At 35.5% G+C, this 26,380-nt stretch carries 25 protein-coding genes; 12 read left to right on the forward strand and 13 right to left on the reverse strand.

The window, feature by feature from the left end; genetic code table 11:
- Window positions 1-125: 125 nt before the first annotated feature.
- The 4 genes from DRF58_RS12270 to DRF58_RS12285 all read right to left on the reverse strand — a co-directional run bounded on the left by DRF58_RS12270 (window position 126) and on the right by DRF58_RS12285 (window position 3,072).
- Window positions 126-281, reverse strand: coding sequence for a T9SS type A sorting domain-containing protein (locus DRF58_RS12270; protein WP_116035840.1), 156 nt, complete (start codon window positions 279-281; stop codon window positions 126-128).
- 258 nt (window positions 282-539) lie between these two features.
- Window positions 540-1,340, reverse strand: coding sequence for a methionine ABC transporter substrate-binding lipoprotein MetQ (gene metQ / locus DRF58_RS12275; protein WP_116035841.1), 801 nt, complete (start codon window positions 1,338-1,340; stop codon window positions 540-542).
- A gap of 60 nt (window positions 1,341-1,400) precedes the next feature.
- Entirely contained in the window at window positions 1,401-2,054 is a 654-nt protein-coding gene (gene metI, locus DRF58_RS12280; RefSeq protein WP_116035843.1) for a methionine ABC transporter permease MetI, read from the reverse strand.
- Window positions 2,044-3,072: a methionine ABC transporter ATP-binding protein gene (locus tag DRF58_RS12285; RefSeq protein WP_116035845.1), complete on the reverse strand. Its 1,029-nt coding sequence runs from the start codon at window positions 3,070-3,072 to the stop codon at window positions 2,044-2,046. The genes metI and DRF58_RS12285 overlap by 11 nt, the downstream gene beginning before the upstream one ends.
- Window positions 3,073-3,935: 863 nt before the next feature.
- Here DRF58_RS12285 and lysA point away from each other — a divergent pair.
- The 3 genes from lysA (at window position 3,936) to DRF58_RS12300 (ending at window position 6,496) form a co-directional block, all read left to right on the forward strand.
- Window positions 3,936-5,135, forward strand: a complete 1,200-nt coding sequence (gene lysA, locus DRF58_RS12290; RefSeq protein ID WP_116035847.1) for a diaminopimelate decarboxylase — start codon at window positions 3,936-3,938, stop codon at window positions 5,133-5,135.
- A 64-nt stretch (window positions 5,136-5,199) separates the two neighbouring features.
- Window positions 5,200-5,937, forward strand: a complete 738-nt coding sequence (locus tag DRF58_RS12295; RefSeq protein WP_116035848.1) for an energy transducer TonB — start codon at window positions 5,200-5,202, stop codon at window positions 5,935-5,937.
- Window positions 5,938-5,986: 49 nt separating this feature from the next.
- A complete protein-coding gene (locus DRF58_RS12300; protein WP_123902408.1) occupies window positions 5,987-6,496 on the forward strand; it encodes a hypothetical protein in 510 nt (169 codons plus the stop codon).
- Window positions 6,497-6,629: 133 nt separating this feature from the next.
- On the opposite strand, the gene DRF58_RS12305 is transcribed toward DRF58_RS12300, so the two are convergent.
- Window positions 6,630-7,199 carry a Crp/Fnr family transcriptional regulator gene (locus DRF58_RS12305; RefSeq protein ID WP_116035852.1) on the reverse strand — a complete coding sequence of 190 codons (570 nt, stop codon included), beginning with the start codon at window positions 7,197-7,199 and terminating at the stop codon, window positions 6,630-6,632.
- 9 nt (window positions 7,200-7,208) lie between these two features.
- Entirely contained in the window at window positions 7,209-7,973 is a 765-nt protein-coding gene (gene surE / locus DRF58_RS12310; RefSeq protein ID WP_116035853.1) for a 5'/3'-nucleotidase SurE, read from the reverse strand.
- A gap of 170 nt (window positions 7,974-8,143) precedes the next feature.
- Here surE and DRF58_RS12315 point away from each other — a divergent pair, with 170 nt between their 5' ends.
- The gene (locus DRF58_RS12315; RefSeq protein ID WP_116035855.1) at window positions 8,144-10,264 is read left to right on the forward strand and encodes a carboxy terminal-processing peptidase; all 2,121 of its coding nucleotides are present in this window, start codon (window positions 8,144-8,146) and stop codon (window positions 10,262-10,264) included.
- A gap of 38 nt (window positions 10,265-10,302) precedes the next feature.
- Here DRF58_RS12315 and DRF58_RS12320 read toward each other — a convergent pair whose 3' ends face one another.
- Together DRF58_RS12320 and DRF58_RS12325 are read right to left on the reverse strand one after the other, a co-directional pair.
- Entirely contained in the window at window positions 10,303-10,776 is a 474-nt protein-coding gene (locus tag DRF58_RS12320) for a YdeI/OmpD-associated family protein (RefSeq protein ID WP_116035856.1), read from the reverse strand.
- A 79-nt stretch (window positions 10,777-10,855) separates the two neighbouring features.
- Window positions 10,856-12,397 carry a glycine--tRNA ligase gene (locus DRF58_RS12325; RefSeq protein ID WP_116035858.1) on the reverse strand — a complete coding sequence of 514 codons (1,542 nt, stop codon included), beginning with the start codon at window positions 12,395-12,397 and terminating at the stop codon, window positions 10,856-10,858.
- Window positions 12,398-12,585: 188 nt separating this feature from the next.
- Between DRF58_RS12325 and DRF58_RS12330 the strand changes: the two genes are divergently transcribed.
- The gene (locus DRF58_RS12330) at window positions 12,586-13,287 is read left to right on the forward strand and encodes a pseudouridine synthase (RefSeq protein ID WP_116035860.1); all 702 of its coding nucleotides are present in this window, start codon (window positions 12,586-12,588) and stop codon (window positions 13,285-13,287) included.
- Between the two features lie 85 nt (window positions 13,288-13,372).
- Here DRF58_RS12330 and DRF58_RS12335 read toward each other — a convergent pair whose 3' ends face one another.
- From DRF58_RS12335 to DRF58_RS12345, 3 genes are all read right to left on the reverse strand, one after another.
- The gene (locus tag DRF58_RS12335; protein WP_116035861.1) at window positions 13,373-13,882 is read right to left on the reverse strand and encodes a T9SS type A sorting domain-containing protein; all 510 of its coding nucleotides are present in this window, start codon (window positions 13,880-13,882) and stop codon (window positions 13,373-13,375) included.
- Between the two features lie 185 nt (window positions 13,883-14,067).
- A complete protein-coding gene (locus DRF58_RS12340; protein ID WP_116035863.1) occupies window positions 14,068-15,660 on the reverse strand; it encodes a sialidase family protein in 1,593 nt (530 codons plus the stop codon).
- Between the two features lie 185 nt (window positions 15,661-15,845).
- Complete coding sequence (locus tag DRF58_RS12345) at window positions 15,846-17,426, reverse strand: tetratricopeptide repeat protein (RefSeq protein ID WP_157966730.1); 1,581 nt, start codon at window positions 17,424-17,426, stop codon at window positions 15,846-15,848.
- Window positions 17,427-17,725: 299 nt separating this feature from the next.
- Between DRF58_RS12345 and DRF58_RS12350 the strand changes: the two genes are divergently transcribed.
- The 7 genes from DRF58_RS12350 (at window position 17,726) to DRF58_RS18750 (ending at window position 24,205) form a co-directional block, all read left to right on the forward strand.
- Complete coding sequence (locus tag DRF58_RS12350; protein WP_116035867.1) at window positions 17,726-18,733, forward strand: quinone-dependent dihydroorotate dehydrogenase; 1,008 nt, start codon at window positions 17,726-17,728, stop codon at window positions 18,731-18,733.
- 125 nt (window positions 18,734-18,858) lie between these two features.
- Window positions 18,859-20,199, forward strand: a complete 1,341-nt coding sequence (locus DRF58_RS12355; RefSeq protein WP_116035868.1) for a cytochrome ubiquinol oxidase subunit I — start codon at window positions 18,859-18,861, stop codon at window positions 20,197-20,199.
- Window positions 20,199-21,209, forward strand: a complete 1,011-nt coding sequence (locus DRF58_RS12360) for a cytochrome d ubiquinol oxidase subunit II (RefSeq protein ID WP_116035870.1) — start codon at window positions 20,199-20,201, stop codon at window positions 21,207-21,209. The genes DRF58_RS12355 and DRF58_RS12360 overlap by 1 nt, the downstream gene beginning before the upstream one ends.
- 88 nt (window positions 21,210-21,297) lie before the next feature.
- Window positions 21,298-21,720 carry a DUF6646 family protein gene (locus DRF58_RS12365; protein ID WP_116035871.1) on the forward strand — a complete coding sequence of 141 codons (423 nt, stop codon included), beginning with the start codon at window positions 21,298-21,300 and terminating at the stop codon, window positions 21,718-21,720.
- A 267-nt stretch (window positions 21,721-21,987) separates the two neighbouring features.
- Window positions 21,988-22,563 carry a hypothetical protein gene (locus DRF58_RS12370; protein WP_245955430.1) on the forward strand — a complete coding sequence of 192 codons (576 nt, stop codon included), beginning with the start codon at window positions 21,988-21,990 and terminating at the stop codon, window positions 22,561-22,563.
- A 62-nt stretch (window positions 22,564-22,625) separates the two neighbouring features.
- Window positions 22,626-23,612, forward strand: a complete 987-nt coding sequence (locus tag DRF58_RS18745) for a RagB/SusD family nutrient uptake outer membrane protein (protein ID WP_245955438.1) — start codon at window positions 22,626-22,628, stop codon at window positions 23,610-23,612.
- A complete protein-coding gene (locus DRF58_RS18750; RefSeq protein WP_245955440.1) occupies window positions 23,606-24,205 on the forward strand; it encodes a RagB/SusD family nutrient uptake outer membrane protein in 600 nt (199 codons plus the stop codon). Before DRF58_RS18745 ends, DRF58_RS18750 begins: the two co-directional genes overlap by 7 nt.
- Window positions 24,206-24,342: 137 nt before the next feature.
- Here DRF58_RS18750 and prfA read toward each other — a convergent pair whose 3' ends face one another.
- A complete protein-coding gene (gene prfA, locus DRF58_RS12380) occupies window positions 24,343-25,431 on the reverse strand; it encodes a peptide chain release factor 1 (protein WP_116035873.1) in 1,089 nt (362 codons plus the stop codon).
- 394 nt (window positions 25,432-25,825) lie between these two features.
- Window positions 25,826-26,101: a hypothetical protein gene (locus DRF58_RS12385; protein ID WP_116035874.1), complete on the reverse strand. Its 276-nt coding sequence runs from the start codon at window positions 26,099-26,101 to the stop codon at window positions 25,826-25,828.
- Window positions 26,102-26,380: the final 279 nt, after the last annotated feature.

The following is a 26,380-nucleotide window of genomic DNA, read 5'->3' on the forward strand; positions in this document are numbered from 1 at the left end:
GAAATTCATAGACAAATATCTGATTATCAGATATAAATATACAAAAAATAACAATTATAACCAAAAAAAATCCGCCTCAAGTTGTGAGACGGATTCTTTTTATTAATAATTAAATGAAAAGAATTTTACTTCTTTACGAACTTCTTAGTTGTAGTTTTTCCGTTCTCAAAAATTATTTTGATGAAGTAGTTTCCTGAAGTCAAACGAGAAACGTCGACATTAGTCTCTTTAGTTTCAAGAATTTTTTGTCCTGTTATGGAAAGAACTTCTACAGATTTCAAAGCATTCTCATATTTCTAAATTTTGTGCAAACTCATTTATTTAGAATTAATAAAAATAATAAAATAATTTAAATCATAATCTGTTTTTTTTGAGAAAGAATAACTAATAGCTTTTCAAAAACATTCATAATTGATATCACTTGATTTCTAACTAATTATAATTTATAAATCATAATTAATTTTTGATGAATTATAAATAAAATTGGCGATTCAATCAGAATCGCCAACTTAAAAAAAACTAGATATAACGTGAAAGTTTTACCACGCTTTTACAGCACCTCCTTTGAAGGTTTGTTTAGCAGCAGATTCTACTTCCGGAGATTGATAAGCTTGTACAAATTTTTTGACTTTTTCATCATTTTTATTGTCCTCTCTAGAAACAATTAGATTTGCGTAAGGCGAATTTTTATCTTCAGAAAATAAGCCTTCTTTTGCAGGGTCAAGGCCAGCCTGAGCAGCAAAATTATTATTGATGATTGCCAAAACCACTTCTTTATCTTCCAAAACTCTTGGAATTTGTGGCGCTTCCAATTCTAGGATTTTAAGATTTTTAGGATTCTCGACAATGTCAGTTACTTTTGGCAATAATCCAACGCTGTCTTTCAACTTTAAAATACCTTGTTTTTGTAATAATAATAAAGAACGTCCGCCATTGGTTGGATCATTTGGAATCACAATAGTTTGACCGGCTTGTAACTCGGAAACTGATTTTATCTTTTTAGAATAAGCAACAATTGGAAATACAAAAGTTTTCCCCACAACAGCTAATTTATAACCGCGCTGTTTAGATTGTTCTTCCAAATAAGGCAAATGCTGAAAAGCATTCACATCCACATCGCCTTGACTTAAAGCTTCATTGGGAACAACATAATCGTTGAATGTAACCAATTCTACATCCAAACCATATTTCTCTTTTGCTACTTTTTTTGCGGCTTCGGCAAGATTTTGTTCAGGTCCGGTTGCGATTCCGACTTTTAGAACATTCGGGTTTGATTCTTTTTTGTTGCAGGCTGATAAAGTAATAATAGCCAATGCTAAAGCAAATATTTTCGATTTCATTTTTTTATAATTTATAATTCTAATTTTAAAGCAAAAAGCTAATTGCTAGCTGCAAATTATTTATCTATGATTGAATTTTTTCGAAAGCAGGTCTCCAGAAATCTGAATAATGAAAACCAGCACAATTAATAATATGAGGACAGAATTCATTACCGCAAAATCGTATCCGATATAACCGTATTGATAACCAACTTGTCCCAATCCACCAGCGCCGACTGCGCCTCCCATTGCAGAATAACCAACTAAAGTAATTAATGTAATACTCACATTATTGATTAATGACGGCAAAGCTTCCGGTAAAAGGACTTTTCGGATGATTTGAAGCGGTTTTGCGCCCATTGCTCTCGCTGCTTCTATCAAACCTGAAGGTATTTCCAACAGACTGTTTTCTACCAATCTCGCAATGAATGGAGCGGAACCTACACTCAGTGGAACCAATGCTGCTGCAACGCCAATCGACGTTCCGACAATAGTTCTAGTGAAAGGTATCATCCAGACAATGAGAATGATAAATGGAATCGAGCGGAAAACATTGACTATAATTGATACGATTTGGTGTGATATCTTATTTTCCAATAATTGGCCTTTTCTTGTGAGGAAAAGAAAAATTCCCGTCGGTAGTCCTAAAACAAATCCGAAAAATCCTGAAACCAAGGTCATTACAATCGTCTCAATTGTTCCTTGAAATAACAAATTGATAATACTATCCGACATAACCTAAAATTTCTGTGTTTGTATATTCATTTTCCAAGTATGCCAATGCTTCATTGGTATTTCCTTCTTTCAGTTCCAAAAGCAAAACTCCGAAGTTCAAGTGACCAACATATTCCAGTTGGGCGCTGATAATCTTTGCTTTAACATTAAATTTTTCGTATAAATTAATGATAACAGAACTCTGAGCTTCGTTTCCACTAATGAGAATTTTGACCAAAGGATTGTTGTCTTCACTATTAATATTACTGATAGAATTCTGATAAATCGAAGGCAATTCCACATTCAGAGAAGATTGAATGAAACCTTTTGTGATTTCTTTTTCCGGATGAATAAAAATCTGTTCCACCTTTCCTTGTTCTGCCAATTGTCCATTGTCAATCACGGCAACTTTATCACAAATACTTTTAATCACTTCCATTTCGTGAGTGATGAGAAGAATTGTAAGATTTAGTTTTTGATTGATAGATTTCAAAAGTTGTAAAATCGATTTTGTGGTTGCTGGGTCTAGTGCACTCGTTGCTTCGTCACAAAGCAGAACTTTTGGGTCATTTGCCAAAGCTCTTGCAATCGCAACTCTCTGTTTTTGTCCGCCAGAAAGATTCGCGGGATAATCTTTTGCTTTTTCTTTCAGTCCAACCAATTCCAAAAGAGAATTCACTTTCTCCTTAATTTCCGACTTAGATTTTCCTTCTAATTCCAACGGAAAAGCCACATTATCAAAAACAGTTCTTGATGATAACAAATTAAAATGCTGGAAAATCATCGCAATTTTTCTTCGTTCCAAGGTCAGTTGAGAATCTGAAAGTTTTGTCAATTCAATTCCATCAACAATTACCTTTCCTTCGTTTGGTTTTTCCAGAAGATTCACGCATCGGATAAGCGTACTTTTTCCTGCGCCCGAAGTTCCAATTACACCGAATATTTCCCCTTTTTCAACAGTCAGGGAAACGTCCGACAAGGCTTGGACAACCTTATTTTTAGTAGTAAAACGTTTGGAAACGTTTATCAGTTCAATCATTTTTATTCATTAGTTAAAAAATAAAAAACCTTTCACATAGAAGTATGAAAGGTTTTCAAAATAAACACACTATTATTACTTCTTCATATATATTTGAAAAGTTAAATCGTAGCAACAAAACATTCTTCCTGACATAATAGTGTTTTAAAAAAAAGCCTGTGCAAAAGTAAAAACTCAATTCATACTGAACAAGTATAATTTAAAATAAATGACAAATGTCAGTTTTTGAAATATTGATTCAGGCTACTTTTTCCGTCTGTAGTTTATTCCGAGCTTGTCACTCTGAGGTTCTCGAAGAGTCTGCTCAAAGCGAGGAACGAGATTCATCGATTCAAATAAAAAAATATAAAAGATGATGAGGTAAGTCAGGTCGCGACAATACGACTTCAAATTTTAGCATAGTATTTACCGTGAAGTTTGTCATTTCTTAGGAATCTAGACTGTCTAGATTCCTAAGAAATGACAAAAGTATATTTTTTATGGGAACTAATGTTTTATGTAGAATCCCACAGCTCGATTTGAGTGGAAATCCTTTTTTGCCAACCTTCGAATTTTATTTAAATGGAAAATCGTCTGCAAAAAAGATTGGGAGCCCTTCGATAAACTTAGGATAAACTACAGGCGGATAAAGCTGCCCAAAATAAAAATCAACCCAAAACATTGCAGGATTTACAGATAAACTCTAATTTTGCGAAAAATTTTAACAAAAGCAATGCAATATTTTAAACAAAGCAAAATCGGAAAAAAGGGAGCTGTAAGGTTCTCTAAGGTTTGGAATGTATAAAGAGTTGCGTGCATAAGATATCTATTGCGGCAGACTCTTTTTACAAGAATCTGCCTTTTTATTTTTAAAAATCTACCTTATGACAAATCAGGATTTGCTAAGTATAGCAAAAGAATTCGGGACACCCGTTTATGTTTATGACGTTAATTCGATACGCGAACAGTACGAAAAACTGACTTCTTCTTTCTCGAAGAACACAAGATTTTTCTACGCAGCCAAAGCTTTAACCAATATCAATATCCTGAAATACGTCGAAAAACTTGGCGCTTCTCTTGACTGCGTTTCTATCAACGAAGTTAAACTAGGTTTGAAAGCAGGTTTCTCAAACGATAGAATTCTTTTCACTCCAAATTGTGTTGACCTTGCAGAAATCGAGGAAGCAATGTCTCTGAATGTTCACATTAACATCGATAATATTTCGATTTTGGAGCAATTTGGAAATAAATTCGGTGGTTCTTATCCGATTTTTGTGAGAATCAATCCACATATTTTTGCAGGAGGAAATTATAAAATTTCAACAGGACATATTGATTCTAAATTCGGAATTTCTATTCACCAGCTTCGTCACATCGAGCGTGTTATGAAATCTACCAACATCAATGTTGAAGGGCTTCATATGCACACGGGAAGCGAAATCAAAGACCCGGATGTTTTCCTGCAAGGTCTGGAAATTATGTTCGAATTGGCAGAACATTTTCCAAATCTAAAATATCTGGATATGGGAAGCGGTTTCAAAGTTCCTTATCAAGACGGTGACATCGAAACGGATGTGAAATCTCTTGGGAAAAAAGTTAACGCTGCGATTAAAAAACACGAAGAATCTACAGGAAAAAAATTCCAACTTTGGTTTGAACCGGGGAAATTCTTGGTAAGCAAAAGTGGACATTTCTTAGTAAAATCGAATGTTATCAAGCAAACAACTGCGACTGTTTTTGTGGGTGTTAATTCCGGATTCAATCATTTGATTCGTCCGATGTTCTACGATTCTTATCATATTATCGAGAATCTTTCCAATCCAAAAGGTCCAGAAAGAATCTATACTGTGGTTGGAAACATTTGTGAGACAGATACTTTTGCTTGGGACAGAAAAATCAATGAAGTGAGAGAAGGTGATATTATTGTTTTCAGAAATGCCGGAGCTTATGGTTTTGAAATGAGTTCTAATTTCAATTCTAGATTGAAACCTGCGGAAGTAATGTTCCTTGACGGAAAAGCACATTTGATAAGAAAAAGAGACGAGTTCGAGGATTTGTTAAAAAATCAGATAGAAGTTTTGTAATTTTTAAAAACTTTGCTCGAAAAGCAAAGTTTTTTTAATTTTAGAAACTAATAACTTTATATCAATGAAAACTTTTTTTTTGGGCATCTTCTTCTTGTTTATAAACTTTGCCAACGCTCAAATTTTGGAATCATTTCCACAAGATCAGGATTATTATGAAGGAGGTGTTTCCAAACTCTATCAAGAAATTAACCGTATCATTCATCATAAAAATCTTAAGCCTTGTGATAGCAAAAAGGAAGTTTATGAGGCTAAATTATTATTAACGAAAGATTCTAAGTTGAAATTTATAACAGACTTCGACACAGTCAATATTACTAAAAATAAATGTGCTTACGAATTAACGTTAGATTTATTAAAAGAATTAAAGAATGAGAAATCCTGGAAACCGGCTGTTGTAAAAGATGTAAAATACGATGCTATTGTAAGATTGTTCATTGTCCCTAGTCATCTTTTCGGAAGTTATAAAGATTCTTATAATCCTTACCAGTACTATATTCCTGCAACCTATAAAGGAGGAGAAAAAAAACTTAATAAAGATGTACATGATAATTTTATGTCTATTTTTGAAGATTATCATGTGAACGGAAGTATCTATTTGGATTTTGTTGTTGATGAAAACGGAGAAATTATCAATCCTATTCTTTCTCCAGATATTAACAATGCAGATTTTAAAAAAGAGATATTTCGAACACTAAAAAGAATGAATGGCAAATGGAATCCAGCTTATCTTGATGGCATAGCTATAAAACAAAAAAAATCACTTCCTTTAAAATTTTCGGTAAGTTTTAATGAAAGATAGATTTATTCCTAGCAACTTTTCTTTTATCATTTTTACAAAATCAAATACTATGAAATCAATATTATTTTCGTTAAGTTTATTAATTGGTTCTTTTTCTTTTGCTCAAGCCAATAATGATGTAGAAGAATCTATGAATATCGATATTCCTATGATGGATGCAACTGCTAGTTCTGTGACTTATAATGTTCGAGGTGTTTATCAAATCAAAGACGCCAATTGTAATCCTTCTGACTTTAAAAGTCTGAGATTTCCAGGTGGAACAGATGCTTATATCAAAGCATTGAAAGAAAAACTGCAGCAAAATGTCAACTGGAATACTTATACCATCAATGGATTATTCTTTGTAAAAATGGACATCACAAAAGATGGCGTTCTATCCAAAGTTGAAGCAGGACCAAAAGTGGCGAACAGCGAACCTTTTCTGAAAGATTTGAAAGATGCAGCAACAAAGGTTAATAAAACTTGGATTCCTGCAAAATGCAATGGAAACCCAATTGATTCAAAAGCTATTTTAAAAATCGATTTCTCATCGATGACTTATGACAATGCTTTCAATTAAGAAATTTAGTAAAAAAAAAAGCATTCAGTCAAAACTGAATGCTTTTTTATTTATTTTTCCATCATTTGGATTCTTAAACCTTTTGATTTCTGCAAAAATAGAACAATTTTATGTTAAATAAAATGAACCTCGGTTAAGAAATTCGTTTTCTGATTCTGCTAAGCGCTTGTGGAGTTATGCCCATATAGGAAGCAATATGTTTTAGCGGAAGTATCTGAAATAGATTGGGTTGTTCTTTCATAATTTTCAGATAGCGTTCTTCTGCACTTTCACTCAAAAGAGAAAACTCTCGGTTCAGCTTTTCCACATACAAGTTTTCCACAGTCAATCTTCCAATGAGATTTCCAACAGTGTGAGATTTGTAAAGTTCCTGCAAATCGTTGTAATGAACTCGCCACACTACAATATCTGTCAAAGCTTCTACATTGCATCTAGAAGGTGTTCTTTGTGTAAAAGAATCATAGACGGTAAGATATTGATAATTAAAAACAAATCTAATGGTCAAATCTTTGTTTTCTTTCTCAAAAAAAAGCCGAGCAACACCAGACTCCACGAAGGAAAGATAATTTTCTACTTCTCCTACTTTTAAAATAATATCCTTTTTTTTATACTCGGTTCTAATGTTTTTTTTGGAAAATTCTGCCCATTGTTTTTCTTCCAGAGGAATGCCTTTGGAAAGAAGATATTGTTTGATAATCTCCATTCATTAATTTTATTGATAAATAGAGTTTAGCTCATTCATGTACTCATAAGCAGTCAAATCAAATTTTACAGGAACAATGCTGATGTATCCATTTGCTAAAGCTGTTTCATCTGCATCTTCGGATTGATCCATATTGTTGAAATAACCCGTGAGCCAATAATATTTTCTACCGTGTGGGTTGGTTCTCTCATCGAAGCTTTCTTCCCATTTTGCGTTGGCTTGTTTACAAACTTTGATTCCTTTTATATCTTCTTTAGGTAGTTTAGGAATGTTTACATTTAGCACTACACCTTTAGGCATTGGATTTTCGAGTGTTTTAAGAATAATTTCTTTGATAAATTCTTCTGCTTGGTCAAAGTCTGCGTCCCATTTCAAATCTGAAAGTGAAAAACCAATTGCTTGCAGCCCTTCTACTCCAGCTTCTACCGCCGCAGACATTGTTCCTGAATAGATCACATTAATGGAAGAATTAGAACCGTGATTGATTCCGGAAACCACCAAATCTGGTCTTCTTGGAAGAATTTTATCTAATGCCATTTTCACACAATCTACAGGTGTTCCAGAGCAAGAGAAATCTTTTTGAGGTCCATCAAGATTCAGTTCCTCGAAGCTTAAAGTGGAGTTGATTGTGATTGCGTGTCCTTTTCCGCTTTGTGGAGAATTGGGTGCTACTACAATTACATCTCCTATTTGGTTGACTATGCTGATTAATTTTCTAATTCCCGGTGCTGTGATTCCGTCATCATTGGTTACCAGTATCAAAGGTTTACTCATAATTTTTCTTTAATATTTTTTGCTTTTTGCGATATTTTCATAATTCTTTCAAAAATAACCAATTTATAATACTTTAATTAAAATAAGGTGTTAAATTTGGTTTTGTTTTTGAATGTACTCGTAACTTTCAAAAGAAAAAAAATACTAATCCTAGTACAGATTTAAAATATATGTTCAAAAAAATCAAGTTAAAGAAACTATTGATGTTTGCGCCTCTTATGACGCTAATGTTCTGTTTCAACTCTCCACAAAATGATGATGAAAAAATGCAGACCATCATGGTAAGCGTTAAAAATACACTCTCTTATCTTCATTATAGTCCAAAACCAATTAATGATGCTTATTCCCAGGATGTTTATGACAAATATTTTGAAGGCGTAGATGCTTCCAAAAGATATTTTCTACAGTCTGATATGGATGAGTTCAAAAAGCATTATACAAAGCTGGATGATTATCTTAATCAAGGAAATTTAGTTTTTTATAAATTGACTATTGACAGACTTTATCAGCGTGTTGATGAGATTGATAAAATGACTCAGGATATTCTTTCCAAGCCTATTAATTTGGAAGAAAATGACGAATTGATTCTTGAGCCAAAGAAGAGAGTGAACCCAATTGATGCTAAACAACAACGCGAAGAATGGAAAAAATACATCAAGTATAATATCCTTCAGGAAATTGAAACGTTGAACAGCAAAGAAGAAGCTCAGAAAAAGAAGAAAGATTCTGTTGTCAACAACAAACTGAAAGACACTATCAAGTATGCGCCACTTTCTATGGAAAAGAAGCGCGAGAAAGCAACTGCAGAAGTTAAAGACTTGATTACGGACTCTTTCAGAAGATTCAAAAAGAGAAAGAAAATGGACTGGTTTACAGTTTACATGAACGCTTACACAGAAGTTTTTGACCCGCACACAAACTATTTCTCGCCGAAAAACAAGGAAGAATTTGATGCTCAATTCACCGGAAAAATAATTGGTATTGGTGCTTTGATTCAAGAAAAAAGAGGCTACTTATATCTTGGAGAATTGACAATCGGTGCACCGGCTTGGAAATCAAAACAACTGACTTCTGGGGATAAAATCCTTAAAGTAAAATCAAAACCAAATGAAGAACCAGTCAACGTTGTTGGAATGTTGTCCGATGAAGCTGTGAGATTAATCCGAGGAGAAAAAGGAACGCCTGTAACTTTGACTGTTGAGAAAAAAGATAAAACCATCAAAGAGGTAACGATGATTCGTGAAGAAGTGGCTATTGAAGACACTTTTGCAAGAAGTATTGCTGTGACTGCGAAAAACGGAAAAAAATATGGATTTATCTATCTTCCAAGTTTCAACGTAGATTTTGAAGACCCGAAAGGCAGAAATGCTTCTGACGATATTAAAGCGGAATTAATCAAGCTTAAGAAAGAAAACGTTGAAGGAATCATCCTTGATCTTAGAAGTAATGGTGGAGGTTCTTTGACAGAAGTTGGCGATATTATAGGATTGTTTATGAATGCTGGACCTTATGTTCAGGTAAAAGACAGTCGCGGAAAAGTTCAGACTTTGAGTAATAAATCCAACGAACCAATCTGGACAGGACCGCTTGTTGTGATGCAAAATGAATTGTCGGCTTCGGCTTCAGAGATTTTGGCAGGAGCATTTCAAGATTATGGAAGAGCGGCTGTAATTGGTTCGCCAAGTTCTTTCGGAAAGGGAACGGTTCAGACTTTTGTAGAGCTTAACAGATTCTTGAATACGAATGATGATTTTGGAGCTTTGAAACTGACAATTCAAAAATTCTATAGAATCACAGGAGAATCTACTCAAAGAAAAGGCGTGGAATCTGACCTTAAGATGAAGGATTTCTTTTCTTACTCAGAGGTTGGAGAACGTTTTGACCAATTCGCTTTGCCTTGGGACAAAATCGAAACAACTTCTTATAAAAAATTGACTGGACTTAATATTCCTCAACTGCAGGCAGAATTAGACAAGCAATTGGCTGATAACAAGAATTACAAAATGTTACAGGAATCTGCGGAATGGAAAGAAGCGCTTGACAAAGAAGAAACAATCACTTTGAATCAAACTAAATTCAATGAGCTGATGAAAACACGTAAAGCGCAAATTGATAAGTTCAAAGGTTTGGATAAATTCAATAACGGATTGAAATTTACCATTCATCCGGACGAAGCAGAAAGAATCAAAAAAGACGAAGCATTTGCTAAGAAAACAGAAAACTGGAGAAAAAATCTTGAAAGAGATTTCTATCTGGAAGAAACGGTAGACGTGCTTTCGAAAATCAAATAATAAAAAAAGGAACTCAAAACTGAGTTCCTTTTTTTTGATTAAATTCCTTTTTTACCTTCCAAAAGCATTTCTATCATTTTGATTTTTCGACGTTCGCGTGTTTCCTCTTTTTTGGCTTCTTCTATCCAACGGATATATTCTTTCTTGTGTGTATAGGACATTTTTTCGTAGAACTCTTTCGCTTTTTCGTTTTGATTGAGCAATACTTGAACATCGTCTGGAATAATAACGATTCGTTCTTCTTTGTCTTCCCAAAGTTTAACTTCTACTGTATCTCCGAATGTTTTTCCTAATTCTTTTCTGACTTCCTGTGTTAAACCAAGTAAATGACAATCAGATTTCATTTTAGTAAGGCTTCCACGATATTCAACTTTATCATCAAACAAGACTTTGACTTTAACTTGTCCTTTCTTTCCAAATAGTTCAACTGTATCAAATGGAAAATTGACAAAAGCCGCATTAATATTTTGATGTTGCTGGATTTCTGCAGAGAATTTAATTGTTTGATTCATGGCTTAAAATAAAAAATCCCGAACTCAAATGTCGGGATTTTTATTTTATTAAAATTGTCAGTCTGAGGTTCTCGAAGACTTAAATCTTAGAAAGCAAAGTTCTGAAATTCACTTTCTCATCAATAATTCTTCTCAATTCAGAAACAGGAACTCTTTCCTGCTCCATTGTATCTCTGTATCTCAAAGTTACTGTGTTGTCATTCAAAGAATCGTGATCAACTGTAATGCAGAAAGGCGTTCCAATTGCATCTTGTCTTCTGTAACGTTTTCCGATGCTGTCTTTCTCTTCAAAAATCACATTGAAATCAAATTTCAAATCATTGAAAATCTTATCAGCAAATTCAGGCAAACCATCTTTTTTAACTAATGGAAGAATTGCTGCTTTTACAGGAGCCAAAGCTGGTGGCAAACTTAAAACTGTTCTTTCCGAACCATCTTCCAAAACTTCATCTTTAAGACAAGTTGAGAAAATTGCTAAGAACAATCTGTCCAAACCAACAGAAGTTTCTACAACATAAGGCACATAATTCTCATTTCTTTCTGGGTCAAAATATTGGATTTTTCTACCAGAATGCTTCTCGTGAGCTGAAAGGTCAAAGTCCGTTCTACTGTGAATTCCTTCCAATTCTTTGAATCCGAATGGGAAATTAAACTCGATATCAGCAGCAGCGTTAGCATAATGCGCCAATTTTTCGTGGTCGTGGAAACGGTAATTATCTTCGCCTAAACCAAGCGCCAAGTGCCAGTTAAGACGTGTTTTTTTCCAGTTTTCATAGAACTCCAACTCAGTTCCCGGCGGAACGAAATATTGCATTTCCATTTGTTCAAATTCTCTCATTCTGAAAATAAACTGTCTCGCAACAATCTCATTTCTAAATGCTTTACCAATCTGAGCAATTCCGAAAGGTAATTTATGACGAGAAGTTTTCTGAACGTTAAGATAATTCACGAAAATACCTTGAGCTGTTTCTGGTCTTAAGTAAAGGTCGGTTGCAGAATCTGCGGAAGCGCCCAATTTGGTCCCAAACATCAGGTTGAATTGTCTCACTTCCGTCCAGTTTTTAGAACCAGTGTCTGGGTCAGCAATTTCCAATTCCTCAATCAAAGCTTTCACATCTGCAAGATCTTCTTTCTCAAGAGATTTTGCCAGTCTGGAAAGGATAGCCTCTCTTTTTGCTCTGTACTCCAAAACTCTAGGATTGGTTGCTACAAATTCAGCTTTGTCGAAAGCGTCACCAAAACGTTTTGCCGCTTTTTCTATTTCTTTATTTTCCTTGTCTTCAATTTTCAGGCAGTAATCTTCCACCAAAACATCCGCACGGAAACGTTTTTTAGAATCTTTGTTGTCAATCAACGGGTCGTTGAACGCATCCACGTGTCCGGAAGCTTTCCAGATGGTTGGATGCATAAAAATGGCAGAATCAATCCCCACGATATTTTCGTTCAGCTGAACCATCGCTTTCCACCAGTATTGTTTGATATTATTTTTCAGTTCCGCGCCGTTCTGTCCGTAATCGTAGATTGCCGAAAGTCCGTCATAGATTTCGCTGGAAGGAAAAATAAAACCATATTCTTTAGCGTGGGAAACCACTTTTTTGAAAACATCTTCTTGCTTTGCCATAATTTATGTTGAATTGAAGTGCAAAAATAACGATTTTAAGTGATTTTGAATGATTTTTTTTAGGAGCCGGGAACCTGCTTTCCGCTATATCTTTTGTCTGCCTTTCTCCACTCCGTTGTGCAAGGCAGACAAAAGGATGCCGCTACAATCAGGGCTAGAGTTTAGTCGGAAATCTCTACTTTTGCCCAATGTTAGAAATTCTTTACCAAGACGATTATCTTATTGCCATCAATAAACCGAGCGGACTTTTAGTTCATAAGTCAAAATATGCAGGTCCAGCAGACGAATATGCGGTAGAGAAATTAACGAATCAAATTGGCAAAAATGTTCATCTTGTTCATCGTTTGGACCGAAAAACATCGGGCGTTTTGCTATTTGCTTTTGATAAAGAAACCCTCAAATTAATAAGTGACCAGTTTATGAATCGTGAAGTTGAAAAGAAATATTTGGCGATTCTGCGTGGTTGGACAAAAGAGGAAGAAACAATTGACTACGATTTGACCAATGAAAATGAAATTGTCCAAAACGCAATCACCTATTATCGTCGTCTGCAAACTTCCGAAATAGATTTGCCATTTCTAAAACATCCAACTTCTCGTTATTCTTTCGTAGAAGCCATTCCCGAAACCGGGAGATTTCATCAGTTAAGAAAACATTTCAAACATATTTTGCATCCGATTCTGGGTTGCAGAAAACACGGATGCAATAAACAAAATAAGTTATGGGTCAATACTTTTAATATTACTGCAATGCCTTTGCATTCTCATCAACTTAATTTTAAACATCCAATTACCAATCAAACTATTTCCATCAACGCAAGTCTGAATGTGAATCCTAATTTTTTAGAAATAGGGAAAATTTTGAATTTTAATCTCGAGGAATTTATTTAGTTTTTGAAGATTATAAAAACAAAAAAAACTTCTCAATTCGAGAAGCTTTTCCAATCAATTTTCATCAATTCATTTTTACTAACTATTACTTTTTGATGATTTTTTTGCTTACAATATTGTTGTCAGATGTTACGATTCTTAGCACGTAAACACCTTTTGGAAGTTTGGAAACATTCAGTTCGTTGGATTGAGTTTCCACTAGTTTTTTGCCTTCCATACTGTAAAGTGCAATAGATTTCAGATTCTTGTCATCAACGTGTACAACATCAACAACAGGATTCGGGTAAACCAGTACTTTTGCTTTGTCTCCGGAAGCTTCGCCGGTTGCCAAAACGTCCAAATTCAAATTATAGCCTAACAATCCCAAATCTGCAGACGCAATGTAAATGAAGGCTTTTTTGTCTGAGAAATCAACCGAGATAGAATTAGTTTCGGTTTGTAGCAAATCATCACGGTCAACATTTTTCCAGTTAGTGCCATTGTCCACGGAATAGAAAATATTGAAAGTTGTATACATCGATGTGTAGGTCGCTGCCACAAGAACGCCATTATTGACATCAGAATAATCCACCTTGAAGGCTACAAAATCTGACACCTGATTCCACGTTACACCTTTATCATTAGAAACAAAAACACCTTGTGAGGTTGCGAGAGCCAGCTGATTTGTGTTCTTAGGATTTTGACAAATATCAAAAACTACAGCATCAAATGGGAAATTAGCGTCAATGGTAACTGCTGTCCAATCTGTTCCGCCATTGGTTGTTTTATAAATTTCTGAACCTACAGAATGAAAAACTCGTCCGAAATATTATTTGGATGCAGGATTTTGTAAACTGCACCTTGAGTTGGAAGCGGAATATTGGTCACGATAATATCACTCGGATTGTTGAAGTTGATTTTATCCAATTCGCCTTGGTCCCAATTGTTGAATGTTGCGTAAACCTGATTGTTAACCTGCGGATCAGGAATTACATTAGTCAAGCCATTTGTAAATGTTTCGAAAATTGGAGAAAAATCAGCACCAAAATTATCACTTACCGCCAAAGTAGAACCCAAAAATCCGCCTTTGTAAGAATAAACTCTGCCTTCTTTTTTAGAATCCGGAATGTAAGCTGGACCGTTATTATTGGTAAAAATATTAAGAGCCTGAATGTCAAAAGCACTCTCAGAATTATCCGCCAGATTTCTGTGTACAAAACCATTCTGAACGCTGTAAAAAAGATGTTTCGAATTGTCTTTTTCGAACAATGTTACTCTTCCGGTCGAACTGAAAAACGGCGTCTGAATCTGCGTCAGCGTCGTTCCGTTGTCTACGGAGAATAATGGTTTGTAATTCGCTGTAATAAATAGTTCTCCTGCCTTGAATGGGTTAAAACTTGCTTTGATTCCGTAATAATAGCTGTCCAGATTGTCATAAGGATATTCTACATTTTGCCAGGTTGCGCCGCCGTCTTTGGAAGTTACAATTTCATCTTCTTCTAAAACAATGATGTGGTTGTTATCCAGTGGGTTATATTTAATATCAATAATGTTGTTAAGAATTCCATTGCTTCCCCAGGTGATATTTTTATCTTCCCAGGTTGCGCCACCATCTGTAGAATGATGCAGTTTTTCCGGACTCGCTCCAAAGCTGATTCCTGTCCCAGCGTAGATTTCGTTCGGGTTATTTGGGTTGAACTCCAGCGTTGCGAGAACACTGCCTTCAAGCTTTGTAGCGAAAGTATTACCACCGTCATCAGAAATCATCAAACCGCCATAAACACCTTGGCTACCGTTGCCATTTGCAATATAAACTTTGTTTTTATCAGCCGGGTTGAAGGCGACGTAACTGGTGATAATTTTGTTATTATCCATAGAATAGTAGATTTCTTTCCAGTTTTGTCCGCCGTCATTGGTAGTGAAAACACGGTTGGCAGTTCCGAAACCCAAAGGAAATTGCGAACTCACAATCAGGTTGTCTTGATCATCGCCAAAGAAATTATAAGCCGAAACATAAGCGCCTTCTGAATAATTTGGCATTGAGAAGGTTCGCGTAATCGTTTTGGTAGCAATGTCAAAAATGTGAACTTCACCAATTCCGTTCTTCAAAGTAGAAAACGTAAGGAATGAGCCATTTTTGCTAATATTCAGTTTGGTGATATTTCCGATTTCCGTTGGAACCGAATAAAAGACTTCCCAGGAAAAGCCATTGTTCTTGGAAACCACAATATGGTTGGTAATCGTTGTTGCATAAATGGTATTTTGTTCAGCAGTGCTGTATGTCACCTCAAAAATTCTCCCGAATTCATTTTTGCCCAAAACCTGAACTTGTGCATCTGTTTCATTGGTAAAAAGCGCCAATAAAAATCCCGCTAAAAGAGTAAATTTTTTCATAAGTAAATTTTGATTTTTTAATTGCCTTATGCAATCGCTCATTTTTAATTGGAATTTAATTTTCCAAATCACGGCGATTTCATATATCTAATTTTATCAAACAAATGTTATGATAAATGTTAGCAATACAAAAAATTAATGCAGAAATAGTAGGACATTCCCTTAGAAAAAGCGTGACATTTTCGCTAAATAACTGTTATATAATGATATAGGTCAATATTCTCGTCCAATCCCATTTTCTTAACAATCCGTTTCTTTCGTTTGCGACAGGCTTCCGGCGTGATGTTGAAAATAATTGAGATTTCTTTCATAGAAAGGTTCATATAAACATAAGACAGGAATCTGATGTCATTGGAATTAAGGTCCGGATGCAGCTGTTTCAGTTTGTTGATAAAACCCTGATTCACCTCTTCGAAGTGAACCAGAAAACTTTCTTCCTCGTGTGTCTGCTTCTGGAGAATTTTAAATTGCTGAATGATATTGCTGAGGTCCACATTTTTCAAATCATCAGATTCTCGGGACAAAGTTTTGATGAGGTCATCAATCAATTCGATTTTTGTCGAGAGTTGAAGTGCTTTAGTAGTGAGTTTTCTGTTCTTGGCTTCCAGTTCGTTTTTGAATTTCTCCTGTTCCAGAAGCGCCAGAACCTCTTTTTCTTTTAATTGATTTTCAAGAATTTCCTTATTCTTTTTTTCTTTTTCGAGTTCCAGTTTGGCAATTTCTGCGTTATTCTGTTCGATGATTTTCTGCTGCTTATTTTTGACGATGCTGTTTCTCAAGGCCCAGAAAATAATCAGAACAATGAAAATAGCGAGCAAAATTCCTTTGATGAAAAAAGAACGTTGCGAGGTCAGCTGACCTTTGCTCTCTGCCAAATCCTTTTGCGAATTGTGAAGCTCGAATTTGATTTTACTGTTCTCGAAAAGTTGCCCGTTTTTAATCCTGTTCACCGAATCTTTCACCGCCATTATCGAATCTTTGTAAGACACAGCGCGATCGATATTATTCGCTTTTTTGTATAGCGCGCTGAATCTCTCGAAAAGGTTTTCTTTAAAATCGAAGTTGAGATTGTTTTTCTCGGCCATTTGCAAAAATTGAAACGCTTTCTGAAGGTCATTTCTTTGCTCAGCAATTGTTGAAAGATTATAATAAACCTGCGTTCTATACTCGGCATATTCCACACCATTCAGTTTCGGAAGCAGTTCATTGGCTATTTTTTCTGCTGCATCATATTGTTTGAGATTGACCAATGTTTCCATATACGTTGACTTTGCCAGTAGATAATACGGCGAATCAGCAGTCAGCTTCAGAGCCTCATCAATATATTTTTTGGCTGTTTTGTAACTGCCTTTTTCATTATAAACAATAGTCAGATTAATGGCGTATAATCCTTTGGAAATGTTGTTGTTAACTTTTCCGGCTAATTCATAAGCTTTGGAAAAATAATCTTTGGCTTTATCAATTTTGTTGTCTCGGGAATAGAGAATTGCGATGTTGTTCAGAACTGTCATTTCCGATTTTTCATCTAAATGAGCAACGGCAATTTTGTAAGCATCCAAATAATTATTCAGCGCCTCGCCATAATCCAGCATCATATAGTAATTGGCGCCGATGTTGTTGACAGCCAGAAATTCTTCCCGATACCAATGGTTGTCCTGCGCAATTTTTTTGGTTTTGCTAAGGATTTGCAGCGACTTTACAAATTCCTTTTTGTTCATCGCTTCCACAGCCTTGATGACCATTTTTTCGCAGTCTTTTGGCGTCATAGCAAAAGCTTGAAAAGGCAAAAACAAAAGGAAAAATATATGAATTAAACTTTTATAAAAAGTATGTGGAATCATTTAAAATTTCGGATAAAATCTAAGTAAAGATATAAAGATTTTAGATTATTCTTCCTGAATTCTGAAAATGTTGTTTAAACCACAAAAGGCACAAAAGATTTTCCACAGATTTCTTTTGTGCCTTTTGTGGTAAAAAAGTATTCATTGTGCATTTGTGTTTAATTTTCCCTTTAATTTTAATTAATTATCCTCACAAAAACGTAAATTTGTAAAACTTTTCTCCGATGTACAAAAGCCTCATTCGCCCGCTTCTTTTCAAATTTGACCCCGAAGAAGTTCATCATTTTACATTTTCTATTCTGAAGAATTTCGGATTTCTTGCCAAATTATTTCTACCAAAACCAATTGAGGATAAACGTCTGGGACGTGAAGTTTTCGGATTGAAATTCAAAAATCCGGTTGGATTAGCCGCTGGTTTTGATAAAGACGCCAAGTTGTTTAATGAGTTGTCTGACCTTGGATTCGGATTCATAGAAATCGGAACATTGACGCCGAAACCTCAAGCTGGAAACGATAAAAAAAGATTGTTCCGACTGAAAGAAGATTCTGCGATTATCAACAGAATGGGTTTCAATAACGGCGGTGTTGACGAAGCAATTGAACGTCTGAAAAAAAACAAAAATGTTCTGATTGGCGGAAATATCGGGAAAAATAAAGTCACACCGAACGAAGAAGCGGTTAACGATTACAAAATCTGTTTTGAGAAATTATTTCCTTACGTGGATTATTTCGTGGTCAATGTCAGTTCTCCAAACACACCCAATCTCCGTGAACTTCAGGATAAAAAACCGTTGACAGAATTGTTATCAACACTTCAAAACCTCAATCTTGAAAAGCCAAAACAAAAGCCAATTCTTTTGAAAATCGCTCCGGATTTAACTGATTCTCAGCTTTTGGATATTATTGATATCGTTAAAGAAACTCAAATTGCTGGTGTAATCGCAACGAATACAACGTTGTCCAGAGAAAATTTGGTTTCAGAAAATAAATCTGAAATGGGCGGATTATCAGGAAAACCATTGACAAAACGTTCTACGGAAGTCATCAGATTTTTATCAGAAAAAAGTGGAAAATCTTTTCCAATCATTGGTGTTGGTGGAATTCATACCGCGCAAGATGCGATTGAAAAACTGGAAGCAGGCGCAACTCTTGTTCAGCTTTACACAGGATTCATTTACGAAGGTCCAGAGTTGATTAATGAAATCAATAAGGCAATTTTGCAAGGGAAATAAGAGATTCGTTGCACTTAAAAATTTAATATTAGAGAAATAAGTTCGAGAAGTATGACAATTGTCTTGACCAAACATAAATGAAACATTGAAATTAAACCTAACTTTACATAAGCAAAATGTAGTTTATGGATGATTTTCTAGCTGCCAGATCTCAAATGGCTATGTCCTTGGGCTTTCACATCATATTTTCCTGTGTAGGTATGGTGATGCCTTTTCTGATGGCATTTTCACATTACAAATATCTCACGACCAAAGACGAGGTTTACAAAGGACTCACCAAAGCTTGGAGCAAAGGTGTCGCCATTCTTTTCGCAACAGGTGCGGTTTCTGGAACGATGTTGTCTTTTGAGCTTGGTTTGTTGTGGCCAAAGTTTATGGAACATGCAGGTCCGATTTTTGGGATGCCATTTTCTCTAGAAGGAACGGCCTTTTTTATTGAGGCAATTGCAATAGGTTTTTTCCTTTATGGTTGGGATAAGTTCAACAAATGGTTTCATTGGTTTTGCGGCTTTGTAGTTGGAGTAAGTGGATTAGCTTCCGGTATTTTGGTTGTAGCAGCTAATGCTTGGATGAACAGTCCGGCCGGTTTTGATTATATTAATGGAGAATACCTTAACATCGATCCCATAAAAGCGATGTTCAACGAGGCTTGGTTTCCACAGGCTTTTCATATGACGGTTGCAGCGTTTGCCGCTACAGGATTTGCAGTTGCGGGGATTCACGCTCTGATGATTTTGAAAAAACGAAATGTCAATTTCCATACAAATGCCTTTAGGATTTCTGCAGGTTTTGCGATTATTGGGGCATTGCTCGCTCCTATCAGCGGAGATGTTGCTGCAAAATCTGTTGCTGTGAGACAACCCATAAAATTAGCCGCAATGGAAGCGCATTTCGAGACTGAAAAAGGTGCAAGTTTCGTAATTGGCGGAATTCCAGATGAAGAAAATGAACAAATCAAATATGCTATCAAAATTCCAAAAGTCTTGAGTTTCCTTGCTTGGGGCGATTTTGATGCAGAAGTCAAAGGGCTGAAAGATTTTCCAAAAGATCATTGGCCTCCGGTTGCGGTGGTTCATTATGCGTTTCAGATTATGATATTTTTTGGAAGCATAATGATGCTGATTGGCGTGATATACCTCATCGCCACTTTTTGGAAAAAAGAATGGCTCACCAAAAGCTGGTATCTGAAAACCTTTGTTGCAGCAATTCCGTTCGGTTATATTGCTTTGGAAGCGGGCTGGACGGTGACAGAAGTAGGCAGACAACCTTGGATTATTTATGGCATTATGAAAACCATTGATGCCGTAACTCCGATGCCGGGAATCCAATATTCTTTTTACTTCTTCACATTGATTTTCATTTCGTTATCATTAATTATCATTTTCTTACTATTAAGACAGCTGAAAATGGTTCCGAAATTATACGACCCAACCGACCCTAATTATAATCCTAAAAACAAGAAATAATGATTTACGTAGTTATTGCCTTTCTTTGGGTTTCCATCTGTTTATATATTATTACAGGTGGTGCAGATTTCGGAGCTGGGATCATCGAATTGTTTTCGAAAAAATCATATCGTGACAAGACGAAAAAGATTATGTCCAAATCCATCGCACCAATTTGGGAAGCCAATCATATGTGGCTGATTATTGCGGTTGTAATTTTGTTTGTCGGATTTCCTACAATTTATACTACAGTTTCTACCTATCTTCATATTCCTTTGGTTTTGATGTTGATTGGAATCATCGCACGCGGAACAGCTTTCACCTTTCGAAACTATGATGCTGTGGAAGACAGTTGGCAAAAGATTTATACACAGATTTTCTACTACTCTAGTTTATTGACGCCTTTCTTTTTGGGAATTATTGCCGCTGCAACTATTTCGAGAAGTATTGATACTGACGCAAAAGATTTCTTAAGTCTGTACATTTTCAGTTGGTTGAATCTCTTTGGTGTATGTGTAGGTTTTTTTACAGTTTCCCTTTGTGCTTATTTAGCTTCATTGTTTTCCCTTCACGAAGCGAGATTCAGTGATGCTTTACCAATTATGATAAAAAAAGCAAGAGAAACCGTGGTCTATGTAGTCATTACTGGGATTTTGGTTTTTATTAGTGCCTATTATTCGGATATTCCTTTGCTAAAATGGGTATTTTCCAAAGCTTTAGGAATCGTTGTAATTACAGCAGCAACGGTAAGTTTACTTTTTACAAACGAAGCTATCAAGAGAGAGAAGTTTTTAATTGTTAGATTTCTAGGTGGTTTTCAAATTATAATGATTCTAGTAGCAGCTACTTATCAACACAACCCTAATATCATTCTTTTCGCCAATGGCAGTCATCTTTCTTTGTTTGATGAGAGTGCAGCTCCCAAAACAATTTCTGCTCTAGGTTGGGCTTTGGTTTTAGGAAGTATATTTATTTTGCCTTTTCTCTTCTATCTATTAACTTCATTTGGTGACCAAAGTCGGAAAAAATAAAGAATAATAAATCCATAATAACGGTCGTTTCTCTGATAGTGGTTTTATTTTTGATATGGAAAACCAATTTAAAATTGAATAAAGAAGTATGAAAAAGTTGCTATTGACAATGGGCTTGTTTGCTGGAGTTTTATCTTACTCACAAGCTTGGAACGGTGCAGGTGACCAAAAAGTTCAGGGAGGTCTTAATATTTGGGGATTTGGGACAGGTATTGCTGGAAGTTATGATTATGGACTTTCTAAGCTCATCTCTGTTGGTGGTGGAGCGAATGTTTATTTTAATGAAGATGATGATAATCCTTTTGTTTTCGGGCGTGTTGGGTTTCATTTGCAAGAGGCTTTGACATTACCTTCTGAGATAGATATCTATCCTGGCGTTAATGTTGGAGTTGCTGGTAGAAATTTCGGTTTAGGCGTTTATCTTGGAGCAAGATATTTTTTTACTGAAAACTGGGGCGCATTTGTAGAAGCTGGAAACAATGGAAGTTTTGGGGTTTCTTATTCTTTCTAAAAGAACAAAAATAATCATAGTAAAACATCCGAAATCTCGGATGTTTTTTTTGTTTAATATTTGGATGAGCAATCTTTAATTAAACATCATTTAGTAGTGTTTTTATTAATTAATTCTACCTTTCAAAAAAAATAAGATATTGATTGGTATTTGTGACTAAAATCATCTAGATTTTGATAATACTTTACAGGGTTATGATTTTCGTCATAATTTTTGTTTTTTCGGTTATTTTCTGTTTTTACTTCATTTTTGAGGCAGAAGCCAGGAATGGCAAGACCAAAGGATTTGAATGGTGACGGTAAATTTGATGCCAACGATCGAACCGTTATCGGAAGCTCTGTTCCGAAATGGCAAGGTAGTTTTTATTCTAAATTGACATTCGGAAATTTTGACTTCAATTTCTCTGTAATCACAAGTCAGGGACAAACTGTACTAAGTACTTTTCATAGAAACTTTGCAGATACTACAGATAGAGGAAGACAGAAAATTGTGATGGATTACTTTATTCCTACCAATGGCGCTGGCATAGAAGCTAATCCTAATACAGAAAATCCTAGGCCGGGACCACAAGCTACTGGAGCAGGAGCTTTCTGGGCATCAGGAATGGCTTTTTACAGGGATGCTTCATTTGTAAAGGTTAAAAATATATCTTTGGGCTACACCTTTAGTTCTAATCTGTTGCGCGATTTGAAAATCAATGGATTGAGAATCTATGTGAATGTATTGGATCCTTTCGTATTCACAAAGTTTGATGGTTATGATCCGGAGTGGGCAGCTTCTCCGTTTGGTATCAATAGGCCAGCATCTATTACTACACAATTTGGTTTAAGTGCTAAATTCTAAATATTAAATCTCATGAAAAAATCAATATTCATATTAGGTGTCCTTGTTGCGTTGTTTAGTTCGTGCAACGATTTTATAGAGGAAGACAACTTATCTTTGTTTCTGCTGATGAAACATACAAAACAGCAGCTGGTTTCCAATTGCTTGTGAATACAAACTATGCGTGGCAAAAAGGCATCTATGGTGGTGATCCTTGTCTCTTCGTTGCAGGTACAGACATGTATGCCGAAGGGAGATCTCCAGAACCTGCCGGGTTGAGCCAGTATACCCAGTTGATCCCGTCTGCTGAAGGTGTAGAGCAATTGTATACTACTTGCTATCAATTGATTCAATCTGTTAATAAAACGGTTTATTATTCTACACTTATTGAGCAAAATACTAATGTTCCAGCTCTAGTTGGGGAAGCTAGATTTTTAAGAGCGAATGCCTATTTCTTATTAGTACAAACTTACGGTGGGGTTCCTATTGTGACAGAAAACTTTACTTCGCCTGTTCTTCAGTTTGACAGAAATAGTGCAGAAGAAGTTTATGACTTTTTCATAGCCGAATTAGAAGCTTCTTTGGCGAGTGTTGGAACATCCGCATATAGCGCTACAGACAAAGTGAACAAAAAAGCTGTAAATGATTTATTAGCAAAGGTACACTTGACACGTGGATATGAAAGCTTCGGAAAGCCGACGGATTTTGCAACCGCGGCTACATATGCAGATGCGGCAATTGCTGGACAAGCTTTGTCGTTGTCTTATGATCAGTTGTTTGCTCCGGGAAATGACTTGAATGCAGAAACAATATTCTCTGTTCAATACGACCCAAAATCTACTTCTACTTCGCCAACAACATTAGGAAATAAACAGTTCTACTATTTCAGTTCTTATCTTGGAGGTTCTGAAACAGGAGGTTCTGCACCACTTAGAAGCTACAATCTTTGTCCTACTAATTATGCTTTGAGTTTATTTACCAAAGAAGACTCAAGATGGGCGGCTACATTTATGAATGTGGTTTATGAAAAATATTATGATTTTATAGAGCGCCGGATAAGAATGTGCTGAAGATCAAACATTTCTATTCTCCAAAATGGTTTACTGTGGCAGATAAAACGACCTGGTTGACAACAAATGAAGCAAAGTTGGCAACTGGTTTTGTATATCATGATTGGGGAACTTATGATGCAGCTTATACACTTACGAAAAATTTAGATTATCAGACCATTCCGGTTAAGAAATTTGATGATCCAGCGCTTACCACACCATCTAGCACAGGTCCTGTGAGCACAAGAGACATTATTACTGCAAGATTAGGAGAGACTTATTTGATCGCAGCTGAAGCTTATCTGAAAGCTGGAAATCCAGCAGTAGATTTACTAAGGTTAAATGCAGTAAGGACGAGAGCTGGTGTAGCTCCGGCAACGGCTTCCGAGTTCAATATCGATTATATCTTGGACAAAAGAGGTAGAGAGATGCTGGGCGAATACACAAGATGGTTCGACCTCAAAAGAACAGGGAAATTGGTAGAGCGTGCTGTGATGCACAACTACAGGATTCCAAGTGCAGCAAACTTCAATGGAAACAATGGACAGTTAAAAATTCTTAGACCAATTCCACAAATTGTAATTGATCTTAATCAAAATAAAAATTTTCCGTAGAATCCCGCTTATTAATGATTAAACTTATTTTAGGACGGGACATAAAAATAAGAAAAAGCTCAATGAAATTTCATTGAGCCTTTCTCTTATTAATTAAGTTAAGAATCTAATATCTAACTTCTAGATTCTAACATCTTCTACGCAATTCCTTCTTCCTCTCCTTTCAGTTTTTCAGCATTTTCTGCCATAATCACAGCGTCCATCATCTCTTGGATATCTCCATTCATATAAGCATCAAGGTTGTAGATAGATTTATTAATTCTATGGTCAGTAACTCTACCTTGCGGATAATTATAAGTTTTGATTTTTGCAGAACGGTCACCTGTGGAAACCATCGTTTTTCTTTGTGCTGCAATATCGCCAACTACTTCCTGAAGTTTGATATCGTACAATTTTGCTCTCAGCATTTCCATAGCCAATTCTCTGTTAGCCAACTGAGAACGTGCTTGCTGACAAACTACAACCAATCCGGAAGGTTTGTGTGTTAATTGAACTTTCGTTTCAACTTTGTTTACGTTTTGCCCACCTGCACCACCAGAACGAGAAGTTTGCATTTCTATATCAGCAGGATTGATTTCCACATCCACTTCCTCAGCTTCCGGCAACACCGCAATCGTAATTGCAGAAGTATGAACACGACCTTGAGATTCGGTTTCAGGAACACGTTGCACACGATGAACTCCAGATTCGAATTTCATAATTCCGTACACGCTTTCGCCTTGTACTTTCATAATCAGTTCTTTGTAACCTTTGGACGCTTCACTAGAATCGGTAACCTCGTGTTTCCAACCTTTTGTTTTGAAATACATCGTGTACATTCTGTACATATCTTCCACAAAAATTGCAGCTTCATCTCCACCAGTTCCGGAACGCATCTCCAGAATGATATTTTTATCATCGGCTGGGTCTTTCGGAATCAGGAGATATTTTAATTCTTCCTCAAAAGCAGGAAGTTTATCCATTGCTTCATATTTCTCCTGCTTTGCCATTTCCACAAATTCTTTATCAGAACCGTCAGCAATGATTTCATCTGACTCAGCAATAGTATCAAGCGCGCCTTTATATTCATCGAATACTTTCACGATTTTTCCCAAATCGCTGTATTCTTTGTTAAGTGTAGAATATTTTTTTTGGTCAGAAATCACATCTGGCTGGATGATGAGGTCTGCCACCTCGTTATATCGTTGTTTTATCGCTTCCAGTTTCGGAATTAATGACTTAGACATAGGTAAATTTTAGTTTGCAAAGATACGGAATTAAGAAACAAGAAGAAAGAGGCAAAAATCAAGAAAAATAGTTTGATTTTTTTCAACCACACAGGCACAAAGTTTTTATACGAGGTTCACTAAGTTAATCTTTAGAAATTGACATTAATTGTGTTCTTTGTGAATATCTTAGAAACAATTTAAAAATTAATAAAACCACATAGACACATAGAAAATGCAATATTTACTTTTAAAAAAGATAAAATAGAACTAAGCACATTCCTATTTTATCTTAAATCTATACAAAACTATATGTCTATGTGGTAAAAAAAAGAAAATCCACTCCCGAAAGAATGGATTTATTATATATTGTTTCGCTTTGAGTGCAATCTCTCACGAAAAGAAAATTGCCAAATTAGTGGTGGTGACCGTGAGAAGCCGGTTTTTCTCCTGCAGGTCTTTGGTAAAGTACTTCCACACCTTCCTGCTCATACAATTTCTTATATCTGATTTTTTCTGGGTCAAAATTTTTGTTGATTTTCCCAAAATATTCTGCGACTCCTTCTGTTAACCAAAGTGGTACGATGAATCCGAAGAACATCAAAATACACCAAAATCCACAAATCATCATGGTGAAGAAATAAACAGTCCAAAGAAATTGGTAAAACGGCCAGAATGCTGATAACATCATAATGCTATATATTTTGAGCAAAAATAAAGGTTTTTATTCTATCTCACAAAATTTCTGAATTGATTTTTTTCATTTTGCCGAATTTTTAGTTTTTAGTATTTTCGTAAGGTTTTAAAAATGTTTGCTTTGCTGGGATTTTTTAACGCAAAGTCCGCAAAGAATTATAATTAAACAATCTGTTTTTAAGGTCGCAAAACCGTAAAACTTAGCAAGGAAAGATATTTCTTTACTTATTCAACGAGCTTTTGTGACTTTTGTGGTTAGATAAAATTTAAAAAT

The sequence above is a fragment of the Epilithonimonas hispanica genome (assembly GCF_003385395.1).
GTDB lineage: Bacteria > Bacteroidota > Bacteroidia > Flavobacteriales > Weeksellaceae > Epilithonimonas > Epilithonimonas hispanica.

Bases quoted from the DNA above. Each gene is read 5' to 3' on its own strand.
- DRF58_RS12385 (WP_116035874.1), bottom strand. From the start codon at position 26,101: ATGATGTTATCAGCATTCTGGCCGTTTTACCAATTTCTTTGGACTGTT.
- DRF58_RS12285 (WP_116035845.1), bottom strand. From the start codon at position 3,072: ATGATTGAACTGATAAACGTTTCCAAACGTTTTACTACTAAAAATAAG.
- DRF58_RS12305 (WP_116035852.1), bottom strand. From the start codon at position 7,199: ATGGAGATTATCAAACAATATCTTCTTTCCAAAGGCATTCCTCTGGAA.
- metI (WP_116035843.1), bottom strand. From the start codon at position 2,054: ATGTCGGATAGTATTATCAATTTGTTATTTCAAGGAACAATTGAGACG.
- DRF58_RS12300 (WP_123902408.1), top strand. From the start codon at position 5,987: ATGAAATCAATATTATTTTCGTTAAGTTTATTAATTGGTTCTTTTTCT.
- DRF58_RS12365 (WP_116035871.1), top strand. From the start codon at position 21,298: ATGAAAAAGTTGCTATTGACAATGGGCTTGTTTGCTGGAGTTTTATCT.
- DRF58_RS12330 (WP_116035860.1), top strand. From the start codon at position 12,586: ATGTTAGAAATTCTTTACCAAGACGATTATCTTATTGCCATCAATAAA.
- DRF58_RS12345 (WP_157966730.1), bottom strand. From the start codon at position 17,426: ATGACGCCAAAAGACTGCGAAAAAATGGTCATCAAGGCTGTGGAAGCG.
- DRF58_RS12370 (WP_245955430.1), top strand. From the start codon at position 21,988: ATGGCAAGACCAAAGGATTTGAATGGTGACGGTAAATTTGATGCCAAC.
- DRF58_RS12350 (WP_116035867.1), top strand. From the start codon at position 17,726: ATGTACAAAAGCCTCATTCGCCCGCTTCTTTTCAAATTTGACCCCGAA.
- lysA (WP_116035847.1), top strand. From the start codon at position 3,936: ATGACAAATCAGGATTTGCTAAGTATAGCAAAAGAATTCGGGACACCC.
- DRF58_RS12295 (WP_116035848.1), top strand. From the start codon at position 5,200: ATGAAAACTTTTTTTTTGGGCATCTTCTTCTTGTTTATAAACTTTGCC.
- surE (WP_116035853.1), bottom strand. From the start codon at position 7,973: ATGAGTAAACCTTTGATACTGGTAACCAATGATGACGGAATCACAGCA.
- DRF58_RS12355 (WP_116035868.1), top strand. From the start codon at position 18,859: ATGGATGATTTTCTAGCTGCCAGATCTCAAATGGCTATGTCCTTGGGC.
- DRF58_RS12320 (WP_116035856.1), bottom strand. From the start codon at position 10,776: ATGAATCAAACAATTAAATTCTCTGCAGAAATCCAGCAACATCAAAAT.
- prfA (WP_116035873.1), bottom strand. From the start codon at position 25,431: ATGTCTAAGTCATTAATTCCGAAACTGGAAGCGATAAAACAACGATAT.
- DRF58_RS12340 (WP_116035863.1), bottom strand. From the start codon at position 15,660: ATGAAAAAATTTACTCTTTTAGCGGGATTTTTATTGGCGCTTTTTACC.
- DRF58_RS12325 (WP_116035858.1), bottom strand. From the start codon at position 12,397: ATGGCAAAGCAAGAAGATGTTTTCAAAAAAGTGGTTTCCCACGCTAAA.
- DRF58_RS12315 (WP_116035855.1), top strand. From the start codon at position 8,144: ATGTTCAAAAAAATCAAGTTAAAGAAACTATTGATGTTTGCGCCTCTT.
- metQ (WP_116035841.1), bottom strand. From the start codon at position 1,340: ATGAAATCGAAAATATTTGCTTTAGCATTGGCTATTATTACTTTATCA.
- DRF58_RS12360 (WP_116035870.1), top strand. From the start codon at position 20,199: ATGATTTACGTAGTTATTGCCTTTCTTTGGGTTTCCATCTGTTTATAT.